Origin of the sequence: Pseudomonas sp. PDNC002 (assembly GCF_016919445.1) — a bacterium.
In the GTDB taxonomy this organism is placed as follows: Bacteria; Pseudomonadota; Gammaproteobacteria; order Pseudomonadales; family Pseudomonadaceae; genus Pseudomonas.
This window is the reverse complement of record NZ_CP070356.1, coordinates 1,061,708-1,082,997: the sequence shown is the minus strand read 5'-3', so window position 1 is coordinate 1,082,997 and position 21,290 is coordinate 1,061,708. Positions and strand designations below refer to the sequence as shown.

General features: G+C 66.9%; 17 protein-coding genes. 13 read left to right on the top strand and 4 right to left on the bottom strand.

The window, feature by feature from the left end; genetic code table 11:
- Nucleotides 1-310: 310 nt before the first annotated feature.
- The 10 genes from JVX91_RS04970 to JVX91_RS04925 all read left to right on the top strand — a co-directional run bounded on the left by JVX91_RS04970 (nt 311) and on the right by JVX91_RS04925 (nt 13,905).
- Nucleotides 311-1,738 (top strand): amino acid permease, encoded by a 1,428-nt coding sequence (locus tag JVX91_RS04970; protein ID WP_205338282.1) that lies wholly within the window; start codon nt 311-313, stop codon nt 1,736-1,738.
- Nucleotides 1,739-2,203: 465 nt separating this feature from the next.
- The gene (locus tag JVX91_RS04965; protein WP_205338281.1) at nt 2,204-2,992 is read left to right on the top strand and encodes an enoyl-CoA hydratase-related protein; all 789 of its coding nucleotides are present in this window, start codon (nt 2,204-2,206) and stop codon (nt 2,990-2,992) included.
- A gap of 17 nt (nt 2,993-3,009) precedes the next feature.
- Nucleotides 3,010-4,170 (top strand): acyl-CoA dehydrogenase family protein, encoded by a 1,161-nt coding sequence (locus JVX91_RS04960; protein ID WP_205338280.1) that lies wholly within the window; start codon nt 3,010-3,012, stop codon nt 4,168-4,170.
- Between the two features lie 205 nt (nt 4,171-4,375).
- A complete protein-coding gene (locus JVX91_RS04955; RefSeq protein WP_205338279.1) occupies nt 4,376-6,463 on the top strand; it encodes an acetate--CoA ligase family protein in 2,088 nt (695 codons plus the stop codon).
- A gap of 252 nt (nt 6,464-6,715) precedes the next feature.
- Complete coding sequence (locus tag JVX91_RS04950; RefSeq protein WP_205338278.1) at nt 6,716-8,326, top strand: 5-guanidino-2-oxopentanoate decarboxylase; 1,611 nt, start codon at nt 6,716-6,718, stop codon at nt 8,324-8,326.
- A 55-nt stretch (nt 8,327-8,381) separates the two neighbouring features.
- A complete protein-coding gene (locus JVX91_RS04945) occupies nt 8,382-9,572 on the top strand; it encodes a pyridoxal phosphate-dependent aminotransferase (RefSeq protein WP_205338277.1) in 1,191 nt (396 codons plus the stop codon).
- Nucleotides 9,565-10,983, top strand: coding sequence for an aldehyde dehydrogenase family protein (locus JVX91_RS04940; RefSeq protein WP_205338276.1), 1,419 nt, complete (start codon nt 9,565-9,567; stop codon nt 10,981-10,983). The genes JVX91_RS04945 and JVX91_RS04940 overlap by 8 nt, the downstream gene beginning before the upstream one ends.
- Nucleotides 10,984-11,192: 209 nt before the next feature.
- On the top strand, nt 11,193-11,897 hold the full coding sequence (locus JVX91_RS04935; protein ID WP_205338275.1) for an NAD(P)H-dependent oxidoreductase: 705 nt from the start codon (nt 11,193-11,195) through the stop codon (nt 11,895-11,897).
- 684 nt (nt 11,898-12,581) lie between these two features.
- The gene (locus tag JVX91_RS04930) at nt 12,582-13,517 is read left to right on the top strand and encodes a LysR family transcriptional regulator (RefSeq protein ID WP_205338274.1); all 936 of its coding nucleotides are present in this window, start codon (nt 12,582-12,584) and stop codon (nt 13,515-13,517) included.
- A 193-nt stretch (nt 13,518-13,710) separates the two neighbouring features.
- Nucleotides 13,711-13,905 carry a hypothetical protein gene (locus JVX91_RS04925; RefSeq protein WP_024766827.1) on the top strand — a complete coding sequence of 65 codons (195 nt, stop codon included), beginning with the start codon at nt 13,711-13,713 and terminating at the stop codon, nt 13,903-13,905.
- A 306-nt stretch (nt 13,906-14,211) separates the two neighbouring features.
- Here JVX91_RS04925 and JVX91_RS04920 read toward each other — a convergent pair whose 3' ends face one another.
- The gene (locus JVX91_RS04920; RefSeq protein WP_205338273.1) at nt 14,212-15,114 is read right to left on the bottom strand and encodes a class I SAM-dependent methyltransferase; all 903 of its coding nucleotides are present in this window, start codon (nt 15,112-15,114) and stop codon (nt 14,212-14,214) included.
- A gap of 170 nt (nt 15,115-15,284) precedes the next feature.
- Between JVX91_RS04920 and JVX91_RS04915 the strand changes: the two genes are divergently transcribed.
- Entirely contained in the window at nt 15,285-16,286 is a 1,002-nt protein-coding gene (locus JVX91_RS04915) for a hypothetical protein (protein WP_240201701.1), read from the top strand.
- Here JVX91_RS04915 and JVX91_RS04910 read toward each other — a convergent pair.
- Together JVX91_RS04910 and JVX91_RS04905 are read right to left on the bottom strand one after the other, a co-directional pair.
- On the bottom strand, nt 16,268-17,602 hold the full coding sequence (locus JVX91_RS04910) for a sigma-54 dependent transcriptional regulator (protein ID WP_205338271.1): 1,335 nt from the start codon (nt 17,600-17,602) through the stop codon (nt 16,268-16,270). The two genes, JVX91_RS04915 and JVX91_RS04910, sit on opposite strands and share 19 nt — an antisense overlap.
- A complete protein-coding gene (locus tag JVX91_RS04905; RefSeq protein WP_205338270.1) occupies nt 17,599-19,362 on the bottom strand; it encodes an ATP-binding protein in 1,764 nt (587 codons plus the stop codon). The genes JVX91_RS04910 and JVX91_RS04905 overlap by 4 nt, the downstream gene beginning before the upstream one ends.
- Nucleotides 19,363-19,465: 103 nt before the next feature.
- Here JVX91_RS04905 and JVX91_RS04900 point away from each other — a divergent pair, with 103 nt between their 5' ends.
- Both JVX91_RS04900 and JVX91_RS04895 read left to right on the top strand, forming a co-directional pair.
- Nucleotides 19,466-20,344 (top strand): alpha/beta hydrolase, encoded by an 879-nt coding sequence (locus JVX91_RS04900; RefSeq protein ID WP_205338269.1) that lies wholly within the window; start codon nt 19,466-19,468, stop codon nt 20,342-20,344.
- Entirely contained in the window at nt 20,341-20,694 is a 354-nt protein-coding gene (locus JVX91_RS04895) for a hypothetical protein (protein ID WP_205338268.1), read from the top strand. The genes JVX91_RS04900 and JVX91_RS04895 overlap by 4 nt, the downstream gene beginning before the upstream one ends.
- Here the strand turns inward: JVX91_RS04895 and JVX91_RS04890 are convergent.
- Nucleotides 20,691-21,179, bottom strand: a complete 489-nt coding sequence (locus JVX91_RS04890; protein ID WP_205338267.1) for a DUF3301 domain-containing protein — start codon at nt 21,177-21,179, stop codon at nt 20,691-20,693. The genes JVX91_RS04895 and JVX91_RS04890 overlap by 4 nt on opposite strands.
- Nucleotides 21,180-21,290 lie beyond the last annotated feature (111 nt).

Genomic DNA, 21,290 nt, shown 5'->3' with positions numbered 1-21,290 from the left:
AGCTTGCTCAGGACAGTCCCCTCTCCCTTTGGGAGAGGGCTAGGGTGAGGGGATCGCCCCAGCGTCTTGCCAGCCAGGGAGCGCCCCTACAAAAAAGAAACCCGCTGAAAGCCCCGCCCCACGCGCCCTGCACAAAATCCTTACATCTTTCTACAACTTCGATCCGGAGGAACAACGGGGCCTTACATCGCCTTCCAATAATCCGGTGGCATCCGTGCCCGAGCCACGGCCTCTGATTGATTGGAGATAACAATAATGATCCAACGTAGAGTTCCGCTCCGTCGCGCCCACCGTTTCCCGGAGGTGCGCCATGTCTGAGTCCTATCACGCCACGAGCGGCGAGAAAATCCAGCTCACCCGCGCGCTCAAGAGCCGCCACATCTTCATGCTGTCGCTGGGCGGCGTGATCGGCACCGGCCTGTTCATGGGCTCGGGTGTCACCATCAGTTCCGGCGGCCCGATGGGCGCCATCCTCGCCTACCTGGTCGCGGGCCTGTTGATGTACCTGGTGATGGTCTGCCTGGGCGAGCTGTCGGTGCAGATGCCCGTCTCCGGCTCCTTCCAGGCCCACGCCACGCGCTTCATCGGCCCGGCCACCGGGTTCATGATCGGCTGGGTCTACTGGATGAGCTGGGCCTCCACCGTCGGCCTGGAATTCACCGCCGCCGGCATGCTGATGACCCGCTGGTTCCCCGAGGTGCCGATCTGGCTCTGGTCGGGCTTCTTCGTGGTCGTGCTGTTCTCCCTCAACGCCCTGGCCACCCGCGCCTTCGGCGAGGCGGAATACTGGTTCTCCGGGATCAAGGTCGCCGCCATCCTCGGCTTCATCGTGGTCGGCCTGCTGGTGATCTTCGGCGCCATCCCGCTGAACAGCGGCGAGGCCGCGCCGGGGCTGTCCAACCTGGTCGGCGACGGCCTGTTCCCCAACGGCCTGTCCGCCGTGTTCGCGGTGATGATGACGGTGGTCTACGCCTTCCAGGGCTGCGAGATCATGGGCGTCGCCGCCGGCGAGACCGACCAGCCGGAAAAGAGCATCCCGCGCGCCGTGCGCAACGTGGTGTTCCGCGTGCTGATCTTCTATGTGCTGGCGATTGCCGTGCTGTCCTGCATCGTGCCGTGGAAGCAGGCCGGGCTGATGGAAAGCCCCTTCGTGCAGGTGTTCGACATGGTCGGCATTCCCTACGCCGCCGACCTCATGAACTTCGTGATTCTCACCGCGATCCTCTCGGTGGGTAACTCCGGCCTCTACGCATCGACCCGCATCCTCTGGGCCATGTCCAAGACCGGCATGGCACCACGCAAGCTGTCGAAACTCAGTGCCCGTGGCGTGCCGCTCTACGCGCTGTTGATCAGCCTGGGCTTCGCGCTGCTGTCGCTGCTCACCAGCGTGGTCGCCGCCGACACCCTGTTCATGGTGCTGATGGCGGTGAGCGGGATGGCCGGCACCGTCACCTGGATCGTCATCGCCTACGCCCAATACCGCTTCCGCCGTGAACACATGGCCAAGGGCGGCACCGTCGCCGACCTGAAATACGCCGCGCCGCTGTTCCCGCTGATCCCGCTGGCGTGCATCGCGATCTGCTGCTCGCTGTTCGTGTTCCTCGCCATGGACCCGACCCAGCGCCCGTCGTTGTACTGGGGCTTCGGCTTCATGGGCGCGTGCTACCTGGCCTACTACCTCCTCAAGCGCAAGCGTGGCCAGGTGTTGAGCGAGGAGGCGCTGCCGAGTATCGGCTGAGTCGTACTGCATCGGAAAAGCCCCGCCTCGCGGGGCTTTTTCTTTGGGTAGGGCGCATAACGCGCCAGCGTTATCCGCCGCAGGGCCGGCGGATAACCTGTTCCAGGTTATGCGCCCTACACGTCGTGGCTTTTGTAGGACCGAGGGGGGCGCCTAGCCCTTGCTCGTGAACACGCCCAACGCCGGAGCTGCCGGGGGGCAATCGCGGACGGAGTCTGCTCCTACGCTCGCCGGTCAGGGAGGAGCGGACTCCGTCCGCGAAGGCCCGCAGGGCCGTTTGTTCGAAGTTGTAACAAGCTCTCGGGGGAAACCGAGAGGAATCCCCTCAGCCCCCGCGTCGCGCGGCCTTCCTGCCGTTCGGCGGAGCGTTACAAGCCACCCATTCGGGTGGATTGCCGCCTTGCTGAACACTTGTTTAGTATTGGCCATCGCCTCAACACAATCGACTACAAGAACGAGGGCAGCATGACTCAGCCATCCCCGCTCAGCCGGGTCCAGGACGGCATCGCCTGGATCACCCTGAACCGCCCCGAGCAGCGCAACGCGCTCGACGTCCCCACGCTCAAGAACCTGCTGGCCCTGCTCGACGCCTACGAGGCCGATGCGGCCGTGCGCGTCATCGTGCTGACCGGTGAAGGCCGCAGCTTCTGCGCCGGCGCCGACCTCGCCGAATGGGCCGAGGCCGAAGCGCGCGGCGAGCTGGAAACCTACGGCTGGACTGAAACCGCCCACGCCCTGATGCGCCGCCTGCACAGCCTGGACAAGCCGACCATCGCCGCCGTCAACGGCACTGCTGTCGGCGCCGGGATGGACCTGACCCTGTGCTGCGACTTCCGCATCGCTGGCGCCTCCGCGCGCTTCAAGGCCGGCTACACCGGCATGGCCTACTGCCCCGATGCCGGCGCCAGCTGGCACCTGCCGCGCCTGATCGGCAGCGAAGCGGCCAAGCGCCTGCTGTTCCTCGACGAATTGTGGAATGCCGAGCGCGCGCTGAACGCCGGCCTGGTCGGCGAAGTGGTCGCCGATGAGCAACTGCAAGCCCACGTCGGCGAATTCGCCGCACGCCTGGCCGCTGGCCCGACCTACGCCTTCGGCCACACCAAGCGCCTGATCCGCGAAGGCGCCAGCCGCACCCTGGCCCAGCAACTGGAAGCCGAACAGGCCGCCGGGCTGCTCTGCGGCCGCAGCGAAGATGCCGCCGAGGCGCTGCGCGCCGTGGCCGAGAAACGCTCCCCCCAATTCAAAGGCCGCTGACGGCTGCAGGTGATGTGATGGATTTCCAACTGACGCAAGAACAGGAAATGCTCGTCGAAGCGGTCAAGGCTTTCGTCGAGAAAGAGCTGCTGCCCTACGAGGAAGAAGTGGACCGCGCCGACGCGGTGTCCCCGGAGCTGGCCGCGAAGATTCGTGGCAAGGCCCTGGCAGCCGGCTTCTACGCCTTCAACATGCCCGAGGAAGTCGGCGGCGGCGGCCTGGACTATCTGTCCCAGGCGCTGGTCGAGCGCGAGCTGTCCAAGGTCTCCTGGGCGCTGCATGTGTTCGTCGCGCGCCCCTCGAAGATCCTCATGGCCTGCAAGGGCGAGCAGATCCAGAACTACCTGCTGCCGGTGGTCCAGGGCGAGAAGATCGACTGCTTCGCCCTCACCGAGCCGGGCGCCGGCTCCGACGCCAACTCGATCAAGACCCGCGCCGTGCGTGACGGCGAGGACTTCGTGATCAACGGCTCCAAGCACTTCATCAGCCATGCCGGGCACGCCGACTTCGCCATCGTCTTCGCGGTGACCGACACCTTCGAGCGCAACGGCAAGAAGCGCAACGCCGTGACCGCTTTCCTGGTGGACAAGGGCACCGCCGGCATGACCGTGCGCCGTGGCCCGAAATGCGTGAGCAACAAGGGCTACCACACCTACGAAATCTTCTTCGACGACTGCCGCGTGCCGGCCTCCCAGGTCCTGGGCGAAGTCGACAAGGGCTGGGAAGTGGCCAACGCCTGGCTCACCGCCGGCCGCGTGATGGTCGCCGCCAACTGCGTCGGCCAGGCCCAGCGCGCGCTGGACCTGGCGCTGCAATGGTCCGCCGACCGCAAGCAGTTCGGTGCGGCCATCGGCAGCTACCAGGGCATCTCCTTCAAGCTCGCCGACATGGCCACGCAGATCCGCGCCGCCGAACTCATGACCCTGCACACCGCCTGGAAGATGGACCGCGGCAGCATGACCGACGGCGAGGCCGGCATGGCCAAGCTGTTCGCCAGTGAAGTGCTGGGCAAGGTCGCCGACGAGACCGTGCAGATCTTCGGCGGCATGGGCCTGATGGACGAAGGCCCGGTGGAGCGCATCTGGCGCAACGCGCGGATCGAGCGCATCTGGGAAGGCACCTCGGAAATCCAGCGCCACATCATTTCCCGCGAACTGCTGCGTCCGCTGTTGCGCTGATTTGCGGTTTTCTCCGGGGAAGGGATGGCTTTCCGGCACTGCCTGAAGACCCCTCTCCCCAGCCCTCTCCCTAAAGGGAGAGGGGGCAAGAGCGATTCGGCGCGCGGCCTGATACCGAGCGCCGAAGGATGACCCCGGAAGCTCCCCTCTCCCTTCAGGGAGAGGGGCTGGGGGAGAGGGCTCAGGCCCCGAACCGAGATTCGACATGAAAAGAGAAAACCTCCAGCGCCTGTTGGCCCCCCGTCACGTCGCCTTCATCGGCGGCCGCAGCATGGCGCGCGCGCTCAAGCGCTGCGCCGAAGGCGGCTTCCCGGGTGCGATGTGGCTGGTCAACCCGCAATACGACGAACTCGAAGGCGTGCCCTGCGTGCGTAGCGTTGCCGACCTGCCCGAAGGCCCGGACGCAGTGTTCGTCGCCACCAACCGCGACCTCACCCTGCAGGCCGTTGCCGAGCTGGCCGCCAAGGACGCCGGCGGCGCCATCTGCTATGCCTCCGGCTTCGCCGAGACCGGCGCCGAAGGCGAAGCGCTGCAGCGCCGCCTGCTCGAATCCGCCGGCGACATGGCCCTGCTCGGCCCCAACTGCTATGGCCTGCTCGACTACCTGCACGGCTCCGCGCTGTGGCCGGTGGCCCACGGCGGGCACATGGTCGAGAAGGGCGTGGCGGTGCTCACCCAGAGCGGCAACTTCGCCTACAACCTGTCCATGAGCGACCGCTCGCTGCCCATCGCCTACATGGCCTCGGTGGGCAACCAGGCGCAGCTGGGCGTGGCCGAACTGATGGACGTGCTGCTCGACGAGCCGCGCGTGACCGCCATCGGCCTGCACCTGGAAGGCCTTAAGAACGTTCCCGGCTTCGCCCGCGCCGCCTTCAAGGCGCTGCAGAAAGGCATCCCGGTGATCGCGCTGAAGACCGGTGTGTCCGAGATCGGTGCCGAGCTCGCGCTCAGCCACACCAGCTCCCTGGCCGGCTCCGATGCGCTGTACGACGCGCTGTTCGACCGCCTCGGTGTGATCCGCGTCAGCGGCCCGGTGAGCTTCATCGAAACCCTGAAGGCTGCCGCCTGCGGCAACCTGCCGGCCGGCCCGAGCCTGGCCGCGCTGGCCTGCTCCGGTGGTGATGCCGGGCTGATCGCCGACTACGCCGAGCGCAACGGCCTGAGCCTGCCCAAGCTGGTCGATGCCCAGCGCGCCGAGCTGGCGCAGGTGCTGCCGGATTACGCCAACATCGCCAACCCGCTGGACTTCACCACCGCCATCTGGGGCGACGGCCCGGCACTGGACCGCATGCTCGACAGCGCCCTGCAGACTGAAGCCGATGCTGCCCTGCTGGTGCTCGACTACCCCGGCGAAGAGACTGGCGAACGCCCGCAGTGCGACCTGCTGCTGGAGCTGTATTGCGCCGCGCTGGAGCGCCACGGCAAGGTCGGCTTCATCGCCTCCGCGTTGCCGGAACTGCTGCCCAGGCACGCCCGCGAACTGCTGCACTCCCACGGCGTCGCCGCGCTGCAAGGCGTGGAAGACGGCCTCGCCGCCTGGGGCCGCATCGCCCATTACCGCCAGCGCCGCGAAGCGCTGCTGGCCCGTGGCGAAGCCGCGCTGGTGCCGCTCTGCCCGCAGGCGCTGGAAGGCGAAGGCCGCCTACTGGACGAGTGGCAATCCAAGCAGGCGCTGAAACCTTTCGGCCTGCCGCTGCCACGCGCCGCGCTGAGCACCCCGACCCAGGCCCGCGAAGCGGCCGCCGATGTTGGCTTCCCGCTGGCGTTGAAAGTGGTCAGCGCGCAACTGCCGCACAAGACCGAGGCCGGCGGTGTGGCGCTCAACCTGCGCAACGAGGCGGCGCTGGAAGCTGCACTGTTCGACATGCGCGAGAACATCGCCCGCCACGCGCCCAAAGTGCCGTTCGACCAGGTGCTGCTGGAGCGCATGGCCAGCCCGCCATTGGCCGAGCTGATCGTTGGCATCAAGCGCGAGAACGGCTTCGGTCTGGCGCTGGTGTTGGGCGCCGGCGGCATCCTCGTCGAGCTGCTCAAGGACAGCCGCAGCCTGCTGCTGCCGACCACCGACGCGGCGATCCGCGATGCCCTGCTGAGCCTGCGCAGCGCGCCGCTGCTCACCGGCTTCCGTGGCCGCGCGCCGGTGAATCTGGAGGCGCTGGTGGAGGCGATCCGCGCGGTGGCCGACTACGCCTGCGAACACGTGGACAACCTGCTGGAACTGGACGTGAACCCGCTGCTGGCAGACGCCGATGGCGCCGTGGCGGTGGATGCGCTGATCCGCGTCGCTGAATGACCGTACCTGTAGGAGCGAGGGGGACGCCTAGTTCTTGCTCGCGAACAGCCCCGCAGCGGGATTTGTTCGCGAGCAAGCTCGCTCCTACAAAAAGCAATTCGGTACTTGAAGGACGAATACGAACGCTCCCCTCTCCCGCTTGCGGGAGAGGGGGCAAAAGCGGCGCACGCCGGACACTCGGCGTAGGCCCCCACGAGTAGGGCGAATAACCGCTTGCGGTTATCCGCCGAAGAACAGTTCGGGAGATCGTTAATGCAAAACGACAAAACTCTCACCGGCGGCCAGGCCCTTGTGCGCCTGCTGGCCAACTATGGCGTCGACACCGTGTTCGGCATTCCCGGCGTGCACACCCTGGAGCTGTATCGCGGCCTGCCCGGCAGCGGCATCCGCCATGTGCTGACGCGCCATGAGCAGGGCGCCGGCTTCATGGCCGACGGCTACGCGCGCGTCAGCGGCAAGCCGGGCGTGGCCTTCATCATCACCGGGCCGGGCGTGACCAACGCCGCCACCGCCATCGGCCAGGCCTACGCCGACTCGATCCCGATGCTGGTGATTTCCAGCGTCAACCACACCGCCAGCCTGGGCAAGGGTTGGGGCTGCCTGCACGAGACCCAGGACCAGCGCGCCATGACCGCGCCGATCACCGCATTCTCCGCCGTCGCCCTGAGCGCCGAGGACCTGCCCGAACTGATCGCCCGCGCCTACGCCGTATTCGGCAGCGAGCGTCCGCGCCCGGTGCACATCTCCGTGCCGCTGGACGTACTCGCCAACCCCGTCGCCCGCGATTGGACCAATGAAGTGGTGCGCCGCGCCGGCCGCGGCCAGCCTAGCGCCGAGGCGCTCCAGCAGGCTGTGGATAAACTCAAGGCCGCCCAGCGCCCGATGATCATCGCCGGCGGCGGCGCGCTGCATGCCGCCGATGCCCTGGCCGCGCTGAGCGAGCGCCTGGCTGCGCCGCTGTTCACCAGCGTTGCTGGCAAGGGCCTGCTGGCGCCGGAAGCGCCGCTGTCCGCCGGCGCCACCCTGTGCACCCAGGCTGGTTGGGACATGATCGCCGAGGCCGACGTGGTCCTCGCCATCGGCACCGAAATGGCCGACACCGACTTCTGGCGCGACCGCCTGCCGGTCAACGGCGAAGTGATCCGCGTCGACGTCGACTCGCGCAAGTTCAACGACTTCTACCCGAGCGCCGTGGCGCTGCTGGGCGATTCGAAAGCCACCGCCGAAGCCCTGCTCGCTGCGCTGCCGAGCGCAGCCCGTGACGCGGCGAAAGCGCAGTCGCGGATTGCCGAACTGCGCGCGCAGATCGACGGCGGCCACGCCCCGCTGCAACTGATCCACAAGTCGATCCTGCAGCGCATCGCCAAGGTCCTGCCGGACAACGCCTTCATCGCCAGCGACATGACCCAGCTGGCCTACACCGCCAACTACCTGTACCCGAGCAAGGCCCCGCGCGGCTGGCTGCACCCCACCGGCTACGGCACCCTCGGCTACGGCGTGCCCGCCGGCATCGGCGCCAAGTTCGGTGCGCCGGAGCGTCCCGGCCTGGTGCTGGTGGGCGACGGCGGCTTCCTCTACACCGCGCAGGAACTGGCCACCGCCACCGAGGAGCTGGACAGCCCGCTGGTGGTGCTGCTGTGGAACAACGATGCGCTGGGGCAGATTCGCGACGACATGATCGGCCTGGACATCGAGCCCATCGGCGTCCTGCCGCGCAACCCGGACTTCGCCCTGCTCGGCCGCGCCTACGGTTGCGAGATGCGCCAGCCGCAGAGCCTGGACGAACTGGAGCGCGACCTGCGCACCGGCTTCGCCCATCCGGGCGTGACGCTGATCGAGCTGAAACACGCCTGCGCCCAGTAGGACCTGTTGCACCCGCCGGGGCCCCTGGGCCCTGGCGCCTTTAAGGATGAACACCATGCGCTACTCGAACTTCACCCAACGCATCGCCGGCGACGGCGCCGCCGCCTGGGACATCCACTACCGCGCCCTGGCGCGCATGGAGCAGGGCGACGACATCCTGCTGCTATCGGTGGGCGACCCGGACTTCGACACTCCCGTCCCCATCGTGCAATCGGCCATCGACAGCCTGCTGGCCGGCAACACCCATTACGCCGATGTGCGCGGCAAGCGTTCGCTGCGCGAGGCCATCGCCCGCCGTCACAGCGAGCGCAGCGGTCAGGCCGTCACCGCCGATGACGTGGTGGTGTTGGCTGGCGCCCAGTGCGCGCTGTATGCCGTGGCGCAGTGCGTGCTCAATCCGGGCGACGAAGTGATTGTCGCCGAGCCGATGTACGTCACCTACGAAGCGGTGTTCGGTGCCTGTGGCGCCAAGGTCATCCCGGTGTCGGTGCGCTCCGAACACGGCTTCCGCGTGCAGGCCGAGGACGTCGCCGCGCTGATCACCCCGCGCACCCGCGCGCTCGCCATCAACAGCCCGCACAACCCCTCCGGCGCCAGCCTGCCGCGCGCCACCTGGGAAAAGCTCGCCGAGCTGTGCGTGAAGCATGACCTGTGGATGATCTCCGACGAGGTCTACAGCGAGCTGCTGTTCGACGGCGAACACATCAGCCCCGCCAGCCTGCCGGGCATGGCCGAGCGCACCGCGACCCTCAACAGCCTGTCGAAATCCCACGCCATGACCGGCTGGCGCGTGGGCTGGGTGGTCGGCCCGCGCGAGCTCTGCGCGCACCTGGAAAACCTTGCCCTGTGCATGCTCTACGGCTCGCCGGACTTCATCCAGGACGCCGCCTGCACCGCGCTGGAAGCGAAGCTGCCGGAACTGGAAGCCATGCGCGAGGCCTACCGCCAGCGCCGCGACCTGGTGCTCGACTGCCTGGCCGATTGCGTCGGCGTGCGCGCCCTGCGCCCGGACGGCGGCATGTTCGTGATGGTGGATATCCGCGCCACCGGGCTCTCCGCCCAGGACTTCGCTGATGTGCTGCTGGACCGCCACGGCGTTTCCGTACTGGCCGGCGAAGCCTTCGGCCCCAGCGCCGCCGGGCACATCCGCCTGGGCCTGGTGCTCGGCGCCGAACCGCTGCGCGAAGCCTGCCGCCGCATCGCCTTGTGCGCCGCCGAACTGCTCAAGGAAAAACGCTATGCATGACCGTACGCGGCTCTACATCGACGGCACCTGGGTGGCGCCGCAAGGGCAGGGCGTGGCCGAGGTGCAGAACCCCGCCACCGAGGAATGCGTCGGCCGCGTGCCGCTGGGCGGCGAAGGCGACGTGAACCGTGCGGTGGATGCCGCGCGCCGTGCCTTCCCGGCCTGGTCGCAAACGCCGTCCCATGTGCGCGCCGGCTACATCCGCGCCCTCGCCGAACAACTGAAGAACCGTGCCGACGAGATGGCCGCGCTGATCACCGCCGAGCTGGGCATGCCGGTGCAGTGGTGCCGCATGGTGCAGGTCGACGGGCCGATCAAGGGCCTGGAAAGCTACGCCACGATGGCCGCGCACATGGACGAAGTGCGCGAGGTCGGCAACTCGCTGATCGTGAAAGAGGCGGTGGGCGTCTGCGCCTTCATCAACCCCTGGAACTACCCGCTGCACCAACTGATCGGCAAGCTCGCCCCGGCGCTCGCCGCCGGCTGCACCGTGGTGGTCAAGCCGAGCCAGGACACCCCGCTGCACGCCTTCCTGCTGGCCGACATGGTCCACGCCATCGGCCTGCCGGCCGGCGTGTTCAACCTGGTCAGCGGCCCCGGCTCCAAGGTCGGCGAAGCACTGGCGCGGCATCCGGACGTGGACATGGTCTCGTTCACCGGCTCCACCGGCGCGGGCGTCAAGGTCTCCGAAGCCGCGGCGCCGACGGTCAAGCGCGTGTGCCTGGAGCTGGGCGGCAAGTCGCCGTTCCTGATCACCGCCGATGCCGACCTGGCCGCCGCTGTACGCCACGGCGTGCAGGACGTGATGATCAACTCCGGGCAGACCTGCACCGCGCTCACGCGCATGTTGCTGCCGGCCCATCGCTATGCCGAAGCCGTGGAAATCGCCCGTGCCGAAACCCTCGCGCTGAAGATGGGCGACCCGCTGGACGCCGACAGCTTCCTCGGCCCGATGTGCTCGGGCGGCCAGCGCCGCACTGTGCTCGATTACCTCCGTGTTGGCCAGGAAGAGGGCGCGCAGCTGGTCTGCGGCGGCGCCGAACGCCCGGCCCATCTGGAGCGTGGCCACTATGTGCAGCCGACGATCTTCGCCGGGGTGAACAACCAGATGCGCATCGCCCGCGAGGAAATCTTCGGCCCGGTGCTGTGCCTGATTCCCTATGCCGATGAAGCAGAAGCCATCGCCATCGCCAACGACTCGCCGTTCGGTCTGTCCAGCGCCGTCTGGGCCGGCGACCGCGAAGATGGCCTGCGCCTCGCCCGGCAGATGCGCGCCGGCCAATGCTTCGTCAACGGCGGTGCCTTCAACTACCGTGCGCCTTTCGGCGGCTACAAGCAGTCCGGCAACGGCCGCGAATGGGGCGAGCAGGGCTTGCACGAGTTCGTCGAGCTCAAGGCCATTCAACTTTGAGCGCCTGAAGAGCGCCCTCTCCCCAGCCCTCTCCCGCAAGCGGGAGAGGGGGCAAAAGCGCTTCGGTGCTAGCGGGGGGAGAGGGCGCAAAAGGTTAAACATCAACACTCCCTCTCTCTTCGGAGCGGGGCGCGTAGCCAGGGCTGGGGAGAGGGTGCCGAGCCAACACACCGATCCGCCAAGAATCGCTTTTCTGGCCAGGAATCCACATGAACGTACTGATCGTCCACGCCCACAACGAACCGCAATCCTTCAGCACCGCGCTGTACCAGCTCGCCGAGGAAACCCTCCGCGGCCAGGGCCATGAAGTGCAGGTCTCCGACCTCTACGCGATGAACTGGAACCCGGTGGCCAGCGCCGCCGACTTCGGCGCCCGCGCCAACCCCGAATACCTGGTCTACGCCCTGGAGCAGCGCGAAGGCGCCAAGGCGAAAACCATCGCCGCCGACATCCAGGCCGAGCTGGACAAGTTGCTCTGGGCGGACCTGGTGATCTTCAATTTCCCGATCTACTGGTTCTCCGCGCCGGCCATCCTCAAGGGTTGGTTCGACCGCGTGCTGGTCTCGGGCATCTGCTACGGCGGCAAGCGCTTCTACGACCAGGGCGGCCTGGCCGGCAAGAAGGCGCTGGTGACCGTGACCCTCGGCGGGCGCGACCACATGTTCGGCGACGGCGCCATCCACGGTCCGCTGGAAGACATGCTGCGGCCGATCCTGCGCGGCACCCTGGCCTACACCGGCATGAGCGTGCTGCCGCCGTTCGTAGCCTGGCACGTGCCCTATATCAGCAACGACGCGCGTCAGGACTTCCTGCGTCAGTACCAGGATCGTCTGCAGAATCTGGAGAGCGACCAGCCGCTGGAGTTCGTGCGCCTGGAGCAGTTCGACGAGCGCCTGTATCCGCTGCCGCGCTGAGCATTTGCGCTTTTTGTAGGAGCGAGCTTGCTCGCGAACCCAGGTGCGCGCCGTTGACTCCGCGGGCCCTCACCCTAACCCTCTCCCAGAGGGAGAGGGGACTGATCGGTGCAGGATGAAACAGCGCCATCGGCTGGCACGAACTACTCCCTCTCCCAGAGGGAGAGGGGACTGATCGGTGCAGGATGAAACAGCGCCATCAGCCGGCACGAACTACTCCCTCTCCCAGAGGGAGAGGGGACTGATCGGTGCGGGATGAAACAGCGCCATCAGCCGGCGCGAACTACTCCCTCTCCCAGAGGGAGAGGGACTGATCGGTGCAGGATGAAACAGCACCATCGGCCGGCACGAACTACTCCCTCTCCCTCTGGGAGAGGGTTGGGGTGAGGGCAATGAGCTGCGCCAGACCTAACCGTCAGAAATGAAAAAGGGCGGCCATCCGAAGAAGGCCGCCCCTGGAGAAAGAGTCAGTCGCTGCAGCCAGGTATGCGCGGGGGAGATGGTCGACGATTGGTGTATCGGCGACCGTACGATGAGCCTGGTATGCCCAACGTTGCTGCAGCGACCTGGCCGGCACTATACGTGGTAACAATCGCCAAACAACGACCCTATACTGCGATTCAGTTTTGCGGCGCGGACAATAATTGTCGTCGTCTCCTACAAGATGGATAAGCAGGGGGAACCATGGACGTGCTTCATGCGATGCGGGCTTTCGTCCGGGTGGTGGATGCTGGCAGCTTCACTGCGGCGGCCAATGCTCTGGGGTTATCCACCGCCCAGGTCTCGCGCGTGGTTTCCGACCTTGAATCCCAGCTCGAAGCCCGCCTGCTGCACCGCACCACCCGCCGCCTGGCGCTGACCGAAACCGGCGAGCGCTACCTGCTGCGCTGCCGGGAGATCCTTGCCGACGTCGAGGAAGCCGAAGCCGAAGCCAGCGGCGCGCACCTCAGTCCACGGGGGCGACTGCGCGTGCATTCGCTGACCGGGCTCGGCCAGCAGCACCTGCTGCCACTGATTTCGCGCTACTGCGAGTCCTTCCCCGAGGTCTACATCGAGCTGACCCTGGCCCAGCGCCAGCCGGACATCCTCGAGGAAGGCCAGGACGTGGTGATCACCCGCGACCGCGAGCTGCCCGACTCCGAGTTCGTCGCCCAGACCCTGGGCACCATCTACAGCGTGCTCTGCGCCAGCCCCGACTACCTCAAGCGACGTGGCACCCCGACCAGCGTTGCCGACCTGCACCAGCATCAGTGCCTGCGCCTGCAGGACCCGACTTTCCCCGAAGGCTGGGCATTCGAGGAAGGTAACGAGGAAAGCGTGATCCGCCCGCGCGACACCTTCATGGTCAACGTCGCCGAAGCGCTCAGCGGCGCGGCCAGTGCTGGCATGGGCATCTGCCTGCTGCCCAGCTACGTGGCGGCGCCGGCGCTGCGCCAACATACCCTGGTGCGCGTGCTACCGCGGCACAGCCTGCACGTGCGGCAGATCTACGCGCTATACCCGTCACGGCGATTCCTCGATGCGAAGATCCGCACGTGGGTGGACTTCCTCAAGGCGGAGTTGCCGAGGGTCTTCGCCGAAGACGAAGCAGTGCTCAACGATCCTGTCAATTGGGCCTGAGGCGCGCCTAGTGTCTTTGCGCCAGCGTGGCGGATGGTCGCAGCCGCTCTATATCGGCGTTCTCGGAAGATCGCAGCGGATTGTTGCTTTTTAGGCAATGCTTTGTTGGTTAGCTAGCTATTTTTCGAGCGACTGTTGCGCCGTAACCTTTCTCCAACCCCGACCAATCGGGTGTTCAGAAAGGATCACCGTCATGTCCCGTTCGCTTTATGTTGCTGCCCTGCTGTCCGTCTGCTCGCTGTCCTTCACTCAGCTGAGCTTCGCCGAAGAATCGCGCCTGATGACCGACAAGATGGTCAAGGCCAACGAAGCAGTGATTGCCCAGCAGCAGGCCCAGTCCGCCGAGCAGACTGCCAAGGCCGCTGCCAGCAGCAACGCCGATTCCTGATCGGCCGCTTCCCCCGGGAGGTCCGGAGCGTGAGCCGGGCTTCTCAACACCTTGCGCCGCATAAGACATGCGGCGTTTTTTTTGCCCGCGTTTTTCGTCTGGAGAGCAATTGTTACAGATGCTGTAACAGTCTTTCGCTGTGGGTGGTCTGTATTCCTGTCTTATCGGTCAATATACTTGACCCAACAGCGCGACTTTCGAGTGGCGCCGTTACCGGCCTCACCGCCGGCAATCTTCCCGACGTCGATTCTTGATTGCTCCAGATCGACGTCCGTCTCAAGGCCGCTGCTATCAGCGGCCTTTTTTTTATGGGGCGCACGACGCCTGGAAGACGAAGAACGGAAAGCCGAAATGACCCTGCCAAGGGCCCCAGTACAGGTGGGCCTGCGCCTTGGCAAACCCCACTTCGCGCAACCTGTCGAGCATGTCCCAGCCGAAGCGCTGGAAGCACAGCACACCGCCATCGCCAATCGGATCGCCGTGGTATTCCGGCGGCAGCAGGTGTTCCAGCACGCCGTTGGCGTCGAAGCGTGCGCGCACTTCGGTCGCCGCCAGGCCGGGACGGAACGGCACGGTGAAGACCAAATGGCCGCCGCTGCGCAGTATCCGCCGGCATTCGGCGAAGGCACGGACGAAGTCGGGGATGTGCTCGAAGATGTCCTGGGTGATCACCAGGTCGAAGCGGCCATCCTCGAATGACAACCGGGTCAGGTCTTCGTGACGGATTTCCTGCTGATAGCGTTCGTTCCAGTAGCTTTTCCCGGGCTCGTGGTCCGCGCCCAGGAACTCGCTGCCGAGCAACCGTGGGAAGCGGCGTTCCAACTGCCGGTAGCTGGCGGTGATGCTTTCGGCGACGAAGACCTGCGTCTGTTCCGCGAGTGCGAGATGCTGGACGCGATCCAGCAGCGCGCGCATCCGGCTATTGAGGCCGCAGCCTTTGCACACCGCGGTTTCCGACCAGGCCGGGTGAACGCTGCCATCGGTGCCGACGCTGCCGAAATGCCAGTCGACCTGGATAGGCTGCACCGCCTGGCAACCGGCACACCAGGCATCGAGCGTCATCGGATGGCGCGACCACAGCACACGATCGTCAATGGCGCCGCCCAGGCGGCGAGCCGTCGGAACCTGCTGGGTTTCCCGCGCCCGGTTCCATTGTTCCGCGCAGTCGAAGGCGCCCAGCCAGATCGAGGGTAGAAGGCTGCCGGTCATACGTATTGTCCTTGTTATGGAGAGCCCGGGAAGTTGGCCGGTGGACGGCTGCCGATAGGGTAGCGGGTGGCTATTCTTTTGCCACCATCCGCTGAAGGCATCGCTGGCGGGAGGCTGGCGGCTGTGAGAGGCTCGGCACAAGATTCGATAGATCGACAAGGACGTTCATGATGAGCGACAACCCCTTCGCCACGCCCCTGGCGTCATTGACGGCGTCCAGCAGCGCACCGGCATCGGCCGGGAACCAGCCCTTCCTGTTCGTTGCCGCCATGGTCGCGGCGGCTGCGCTGCTCTTCTTCGGCAGCAATGGGGTGCAGTGGATCACTGACCTGGGCGGCTTCCGCGAGCGGCTCGTGCAGTACCTGCCGGCGATGATCGCCAACTGGGTTGGCGGGCTGAGCCTCTATGCGGCGGCGGTCCTGCTGCTGGTGCATGCCCAGCGCGAGCGCCATGGCATCGCGCAGTTCAATCCGCAGGCCGGGCTGTTGGCGGGGTTCGCATTGCTGTATCTGTTCGGCACCCTGATCGTCAGCACCGGCGTCGCGTTCCTGAGCCAGTCGTTCTATTCGTGGGCCTTCGAACAGAGTGCGCGCAGCTTCTGGATAGCGCTGCACGGCCAGTTGTCCACCTTGCTCACCCTGGTGCTGGGTTGCCTTCTACCGCTGTGGCTGGTCCTCAGGTATGCGCGGGCGCGTTGGGAGCGGCTGGCCCCGGGGCAGACCCTGGTGCTGCCGTCCTGGCATATCGCCCTGGGCGTGGCGCTCTGTTTCACCGCGGTGATCTACAAGTTGTTCTCCGCGCTCAGTTATGGCGCGCTCTACCTGTATCTCGGCGACGGCAGCCTGCAATCGGTGTTTCTCCTGACCAGCTGCGTGCTGCCGTTCCTGATCGTCATGGCTGCGGTGCATACACGCCTGCCGGCGCAGGTCTCGCGCTTCGCCGCCGGGCGCGTGCTGGCGGCGGCCGTGGCGCTGGTGGCGCTGTGGACGGTGCTGGTCCTGCTGGTAGCGCTCCTGGTGGCGTTCGCCGCGTACAGCTCGCTGAGTTCCAGCAGCCTGCCGGTCTATCTGCTGCCGCCTGCGGTGATCGTGCTCGCGCTGCTCTGGCCGCTGGCGCGCTGGTGCACCGGCTGGTTCTTCGCCGAGCAGCTTGTTCAGTCTTCGCTCAGGTAGTCCCCGCGGCTCAGTCCGTGGCGCTGCATTTTCTCGTTGAGGGTGCGGCGCGGCAGGTCGAGTAGCTCCATCACCGCCTTGATGTCGCCTCTGCACTGGCCCAGCGCCTGGCGGATGCACTGCGCCTCGTAAGCCTCCATGCGCTCGAACAGGCCGTTGCCGGCCGGCGTGATGGGCCCGTCGGCACGGTCCAGGCCAAGCACGTGGCGTTCGGCGGCGTTGGCCAGCTCGCGGACGTTGCCCGGCCAATCGTGGGCGAGCAGGCGGGCCAGTTCGCTGGCCGTTAGTGGCGCGGCTTCGCGGGCGAATTTCTCGCTGGCCAGCAACGCATAGTGCTCGAACAGCAGCGGGACGTCCTCGCGGCGTTCGCGCAACGGCGGCAGGCGCAGCTCGGCGACGTTCAGGCGGTACACCAGGTCTTCGCGGAAGCGTCCGGCGCGGGCTTCTTCCAGCAGGTCCGGCTTGGTCGCAGCGATCACCCGCAAATCGACCTTGATGCTCTGGTTCGAGCCCAGGCGTTCCAGTTGCTGTTCCTGCAGTACGCGCAGCAGCTTCACCTGCTGGGCCAGCGGCATGCTTTCGATCTCGTCGAGGAACAGGCTGCCGCCGTTGGAGTGTTCCAGCTTGCCGATGCGCTTACCCTGGGCGCCGGTGAAGGCGCCGCTCTCGTGGCCGAACAGTTCGGTCTCGAACAACTGCTCGGGGATCGCCGCGCAGTTCAGCGCGACGAAAGGCTTACCGGCGCGCGGGCCGAAGTCGTGCAGGCAGCGCGCGACCAGTTCCTTGCCGCTGCCGGTTTCGCCACGGATCAGCACGTTCACCGGCGTGCCGGCCAGCGCCATGATCTGCCGGCGCAGGGTTTCCATCGGCCGTGAGACGCCGAGCAGGCGCGACTCGATCTGGTGCTTGAGCGCAGCCTGTTCGCGCAGTTGGCGGTTCTCCTGCACCAGCCGGCGTTTCTCCAGGGCGCGGCGCAGGCTGTCGAGCAGGCGTTCGGGGGTGAAGGGTTTCTCGATGAAGTCGTAGGCGCCCTGGCGCATCGCCTGCACCGCCATGGGCACGTCGCCGTGACCGGTGACCATGATCACCGGCAGGTCGCGGTCGATCTTCTGCAGGCGCTCGAGCAGCGCCAGGCCGTCGGTGCCGGGCATGCGCACATCGCTGATGACCACTCCGGGCAATTCGCGCGATACGCTTTTCAGACACTCCTCGGCGCTACCGCACAGGCGCACCTCGAAGCCGGACAACTGCAGCCACTGCTGCACGGCGTCGCGGATGGCGGCTTCGTCGTCGACGAAGAGGATGGTCTCGCTCATGGTCTTCCTTCTTCGCGGGCGACCGGCAGGCTCAGGTGGAACACCGCGCCGCCGGAGGGTTGGTTGGCTGCGCCGAGGCGGCCGCCGAGTTCGTGGACGATGCCATAGGATACCGCCAGCCCGAGGCCGAGTCCTTCGCCCACCGGCTTGGTGGTGAAGAAGGGATCGAAGACGCTGGCCAGATGGGCTTCGTCGATGCCCGGGCCGTTGTCGGCGACTTCCAGGCACCAATGTCCTTCGTCGCGGCGCAGGCTCAGGGTGATGTGCGGATGTTCGACGTCCGCCACCGCGTCCAGCGCGTTGCGGATCAGGTTGACCAGCACCTGCTCGAGGCGGATCGCATCCCCCAGCACCCAGGCGGGCAGGGTCAAGTTCTGGCTGATGTCCACGCGTTCGGCGCGGATGCGCACGGCGAGCAGTTGCAGCGCCTGTTCGACCACATGGCCGAGTTCGATGCGCTCGCGCAGGCCACCGGGCGTCTTGCGGGCGAATGTCTTCAGGTGGCCGGTGAGGGCGGCCATGCGTTCGAGCAACTCGTCGACGCGTACCAGCGCGGCGCGGGCGTCGTCGTGGCGACCGGCGTCCAGCAGCAGGCGCACGCTGGCCAGCTGCATGCGCTGGGCGGTCAGCGGCTGGTTGATCTCGTGGGCGAGCGCGGCGGACATCTGCCCCAGCGCGGCCAGCTTGGCGGCCTGCACCAGGCCGTCCTGGGCGGTGCGCAGGGCGGCGGTACGCTGCTCGACCAGGCGCTCCAACTCTTCCTGGTTGCGCTGGCGCAGGCGGGCGAGGCGGCGCCGTTGCTGCAGCCAGAGGACCAGGAACACCAGCGCCAGCCAGACGCCGGCGGCGGCCAGGCGTGCGCTGGTGACGTCGGACTGCACGCCGCGCGTATCGCGCAACAAGTGCAGGGTCCAGTCTTCTTCCGGCAGGCCGACCGATTGCCAGAGGTAAGCGCCGCTGATGTCCTGGCCGTCCACGCGCACCATGCGCGCGTGCTCGCCGAGGGATTCCAGCGTCCGGTGTGGCAGCGCGCTGAGCGGCTGCCTGTGGTACTGGCGGGTATCGGCCAGTTCCGCACGGGCCACCGCGTCCAGCGGCATCAGCTCGCGGTAGCGCCAGCGTGGGTGGTTGGCGAGGAACACCACGCCCTTGCTGTCGCTCACCAGCACTACGTCCGGAGTCTGGCTCCACTGGCGCTCGAGGTCGGGGAATTCCAGCTTGACCACGATGGCGCCGAGGAAGTTGCCCGTGTCGTCCCGCAGCGCGTTGGACAGGAAGTAGCCGGGAATCCCGGTGGTCACGCCAACCGCATAGAAGCGCCCGGCGCCCTGGGCGATGGTCTGGCGAAAGTACGGGCGGAAGCTGTAGTTGTGGCCGACGTAGCTGGTTGGAAGGTTCCAGTTGCTGGCGGCCACGGCGAGGCCGGTGCGGTCCAGCAGTTCCAGCGTCGAGGAGCGCGCCGCGCCGTTGATCTGCTGCAGCTTGAGGTTGAGCCGGTGCTGCACCTCGTCGGTCACCGGGCCGCGCATGGCTGCGCGCAGTTCCGGGTCCAGCGCCAGCACGGCGGGAATGCTGCGGAAGCGTTCGATCAGGGTATGCAACGAACTGGCGTAGAGGCCCAGCTGTTCATGGGCGGTTTCCGCCTCGGCCAGCAGCGCGCGGTGCCGCGCCTTTTCGCCGGCCCAGTACACCGACAGCACCAGGCCGGCCAGCAGGAGCAGGCTGAGCAGGGCAAGACGGAGGGGGCGGGGAAGCGGCATGTTCGCGGCAAGTCATGCAAGGACGGCGACGATAGCACGTTGGCGCTCTGGTTCGGGGCCCCGCCGCCTCGTTACACTGCGGCGTCCTGATGGAGATACACCCATGCAGTTGTTGTCCTGGGCCCACGAAGGGTCCGCCGGTTTCACCTTGCGCGGCTGGCGCAGCGAACCCAGCGGCAAGCCGCTGTTGCACTTCCTGCACGGCAACGGTTTCTGCGGTCGCGCCTACGAGCCGATGCTGCGCGTGCTGGCGAAGGATTTCGACCTCTGGCTGTGCGACGTGCAGGGCCACGGCGACAGCGACCACGGCGGCCGCTTCCATGGCTGGAACCGCAATGCCGAGATGGCGGTGGAGGCGTTCCAGGCCGGCAGCCGGCTGTTCGGCGACGTGCCGCACTATGCCGCGGGGCACAGCTTCGGCGGCGTGCTCACCAGCCTGATCCTGGGTCGCCATCCCGAGCTCTTCCGCCGCGCCGTGCTGCTCGATCCGGTGCTGTTCACTCCGGCGATGATCGGCGTGATGGCGCTCTCCGAAGTGCTCGGGCTGCACAAGCGCCGCACCATGGTGCAGAAAGCGCGCTCGCGGCGCAGCCAGTGGGCGGATCGCGAGGCGGCCTACGCTGGCCTGCACGGTCGCGGCATCTTCAAGGGCTGGACTGACGCAGCGCTCTGGGCCTACGTGGAGAACGCCATGAAGTGCACTGACGCCGGCGTCGAGCTGAAATGCCGGCCCAGCCGCGAAGCGGAGATATTCAGCTCCTTCCCCAAGCGCCTGTGGCCATCGCTGAACAAAGTGGTAACGCCGACCCAGGTGTTGTTCGGCGAGCGTACCTATCCCTTCGTACCCAAGTCCGTGGCGCGCTGGTGCGCGTCGAATGCGGTGGTGAGCGGGCAGTGCGTCGACGGCGGGCACTGCTTCATGCAGGAGTTTCCCGAGGAGAGCGCCGAGCGAGTCTCGCGCTTCCTGCTGGGCCACGAATGAACGACCCGGTCCGCGAGTCCGTCTGGCTGGCGCTGTCCGAGCTGTGGCTGGACACCGAGTTGGACGACAGCGGCCTGGCCGCCATCGCCCGGACCCTGGCGATCAGCGGTTTCCCCGTCGATGAGCTGGAGGCGATCTACCGCCTGGAAGTGGCGCCAGTGGTCTGGAGCAATGCCTGGGCGACAGCGGGCGTGTGGGACGGCTTCGACCCGGACTGGTTGTTCGAGGCCTGTCGGCGTAATCAGAAGCGGCGCCGTTCACTCTGGCATCGCGGGCGCTGCCGATTGCTCAGGAAGGCGATGACGGCGGCGGTGCAGGACGACTGGGCGAAGATCCGCGCGCAGCTCTAGTCGCCGACCTTCTTGCCCTGGTGTGCCCGACGCCATTCGTCCAGGCGCACGACTTCGGCCTTGGCGCGTGGCACCGGCTCGTCATCGAACACGGCATCGACGATCTCGTCGTCCGAGGCGTTCACGACGGGATGGAACGTGGCGACCGGCATCACCGGGGCGCGCGGTTCGGGTTCCATGCGGAACAGTGCCAGCTCGACGCGGCCCAGGTGCTGGCCGAACATCGCGATGCTGCCGGCGTAGCGTTCCTGGCCGGTGGCGGTGAACTCGAAGGCGTACTCGCGAGCCAGACGCAGGTTGCCCCGGCCGTCGCGCTGGAAGCGGAAGCGTTGCAGCGCCATGGCGTCGTCGAGCAACTCAACACCTTCGCGCGCGCAGTGCTGCTTGGCCAGGGCCAGCGCGCGTTCGCGAATGCCGTGGGCACGCCACCACCAGGCGGCGGCCGCGATAACCAGCATGAAGATGAAAAGATTGCCCAGGTCCACGTCAGCTTCCTCGGAATCGGCGCATCAGCTTACTCACTCCGTCGCCGGGCGGCGAGGGGCGGTTGTTCACAGGGTGTGAATTGCGCTCCATACTGCGCCATTCTGTAGCAG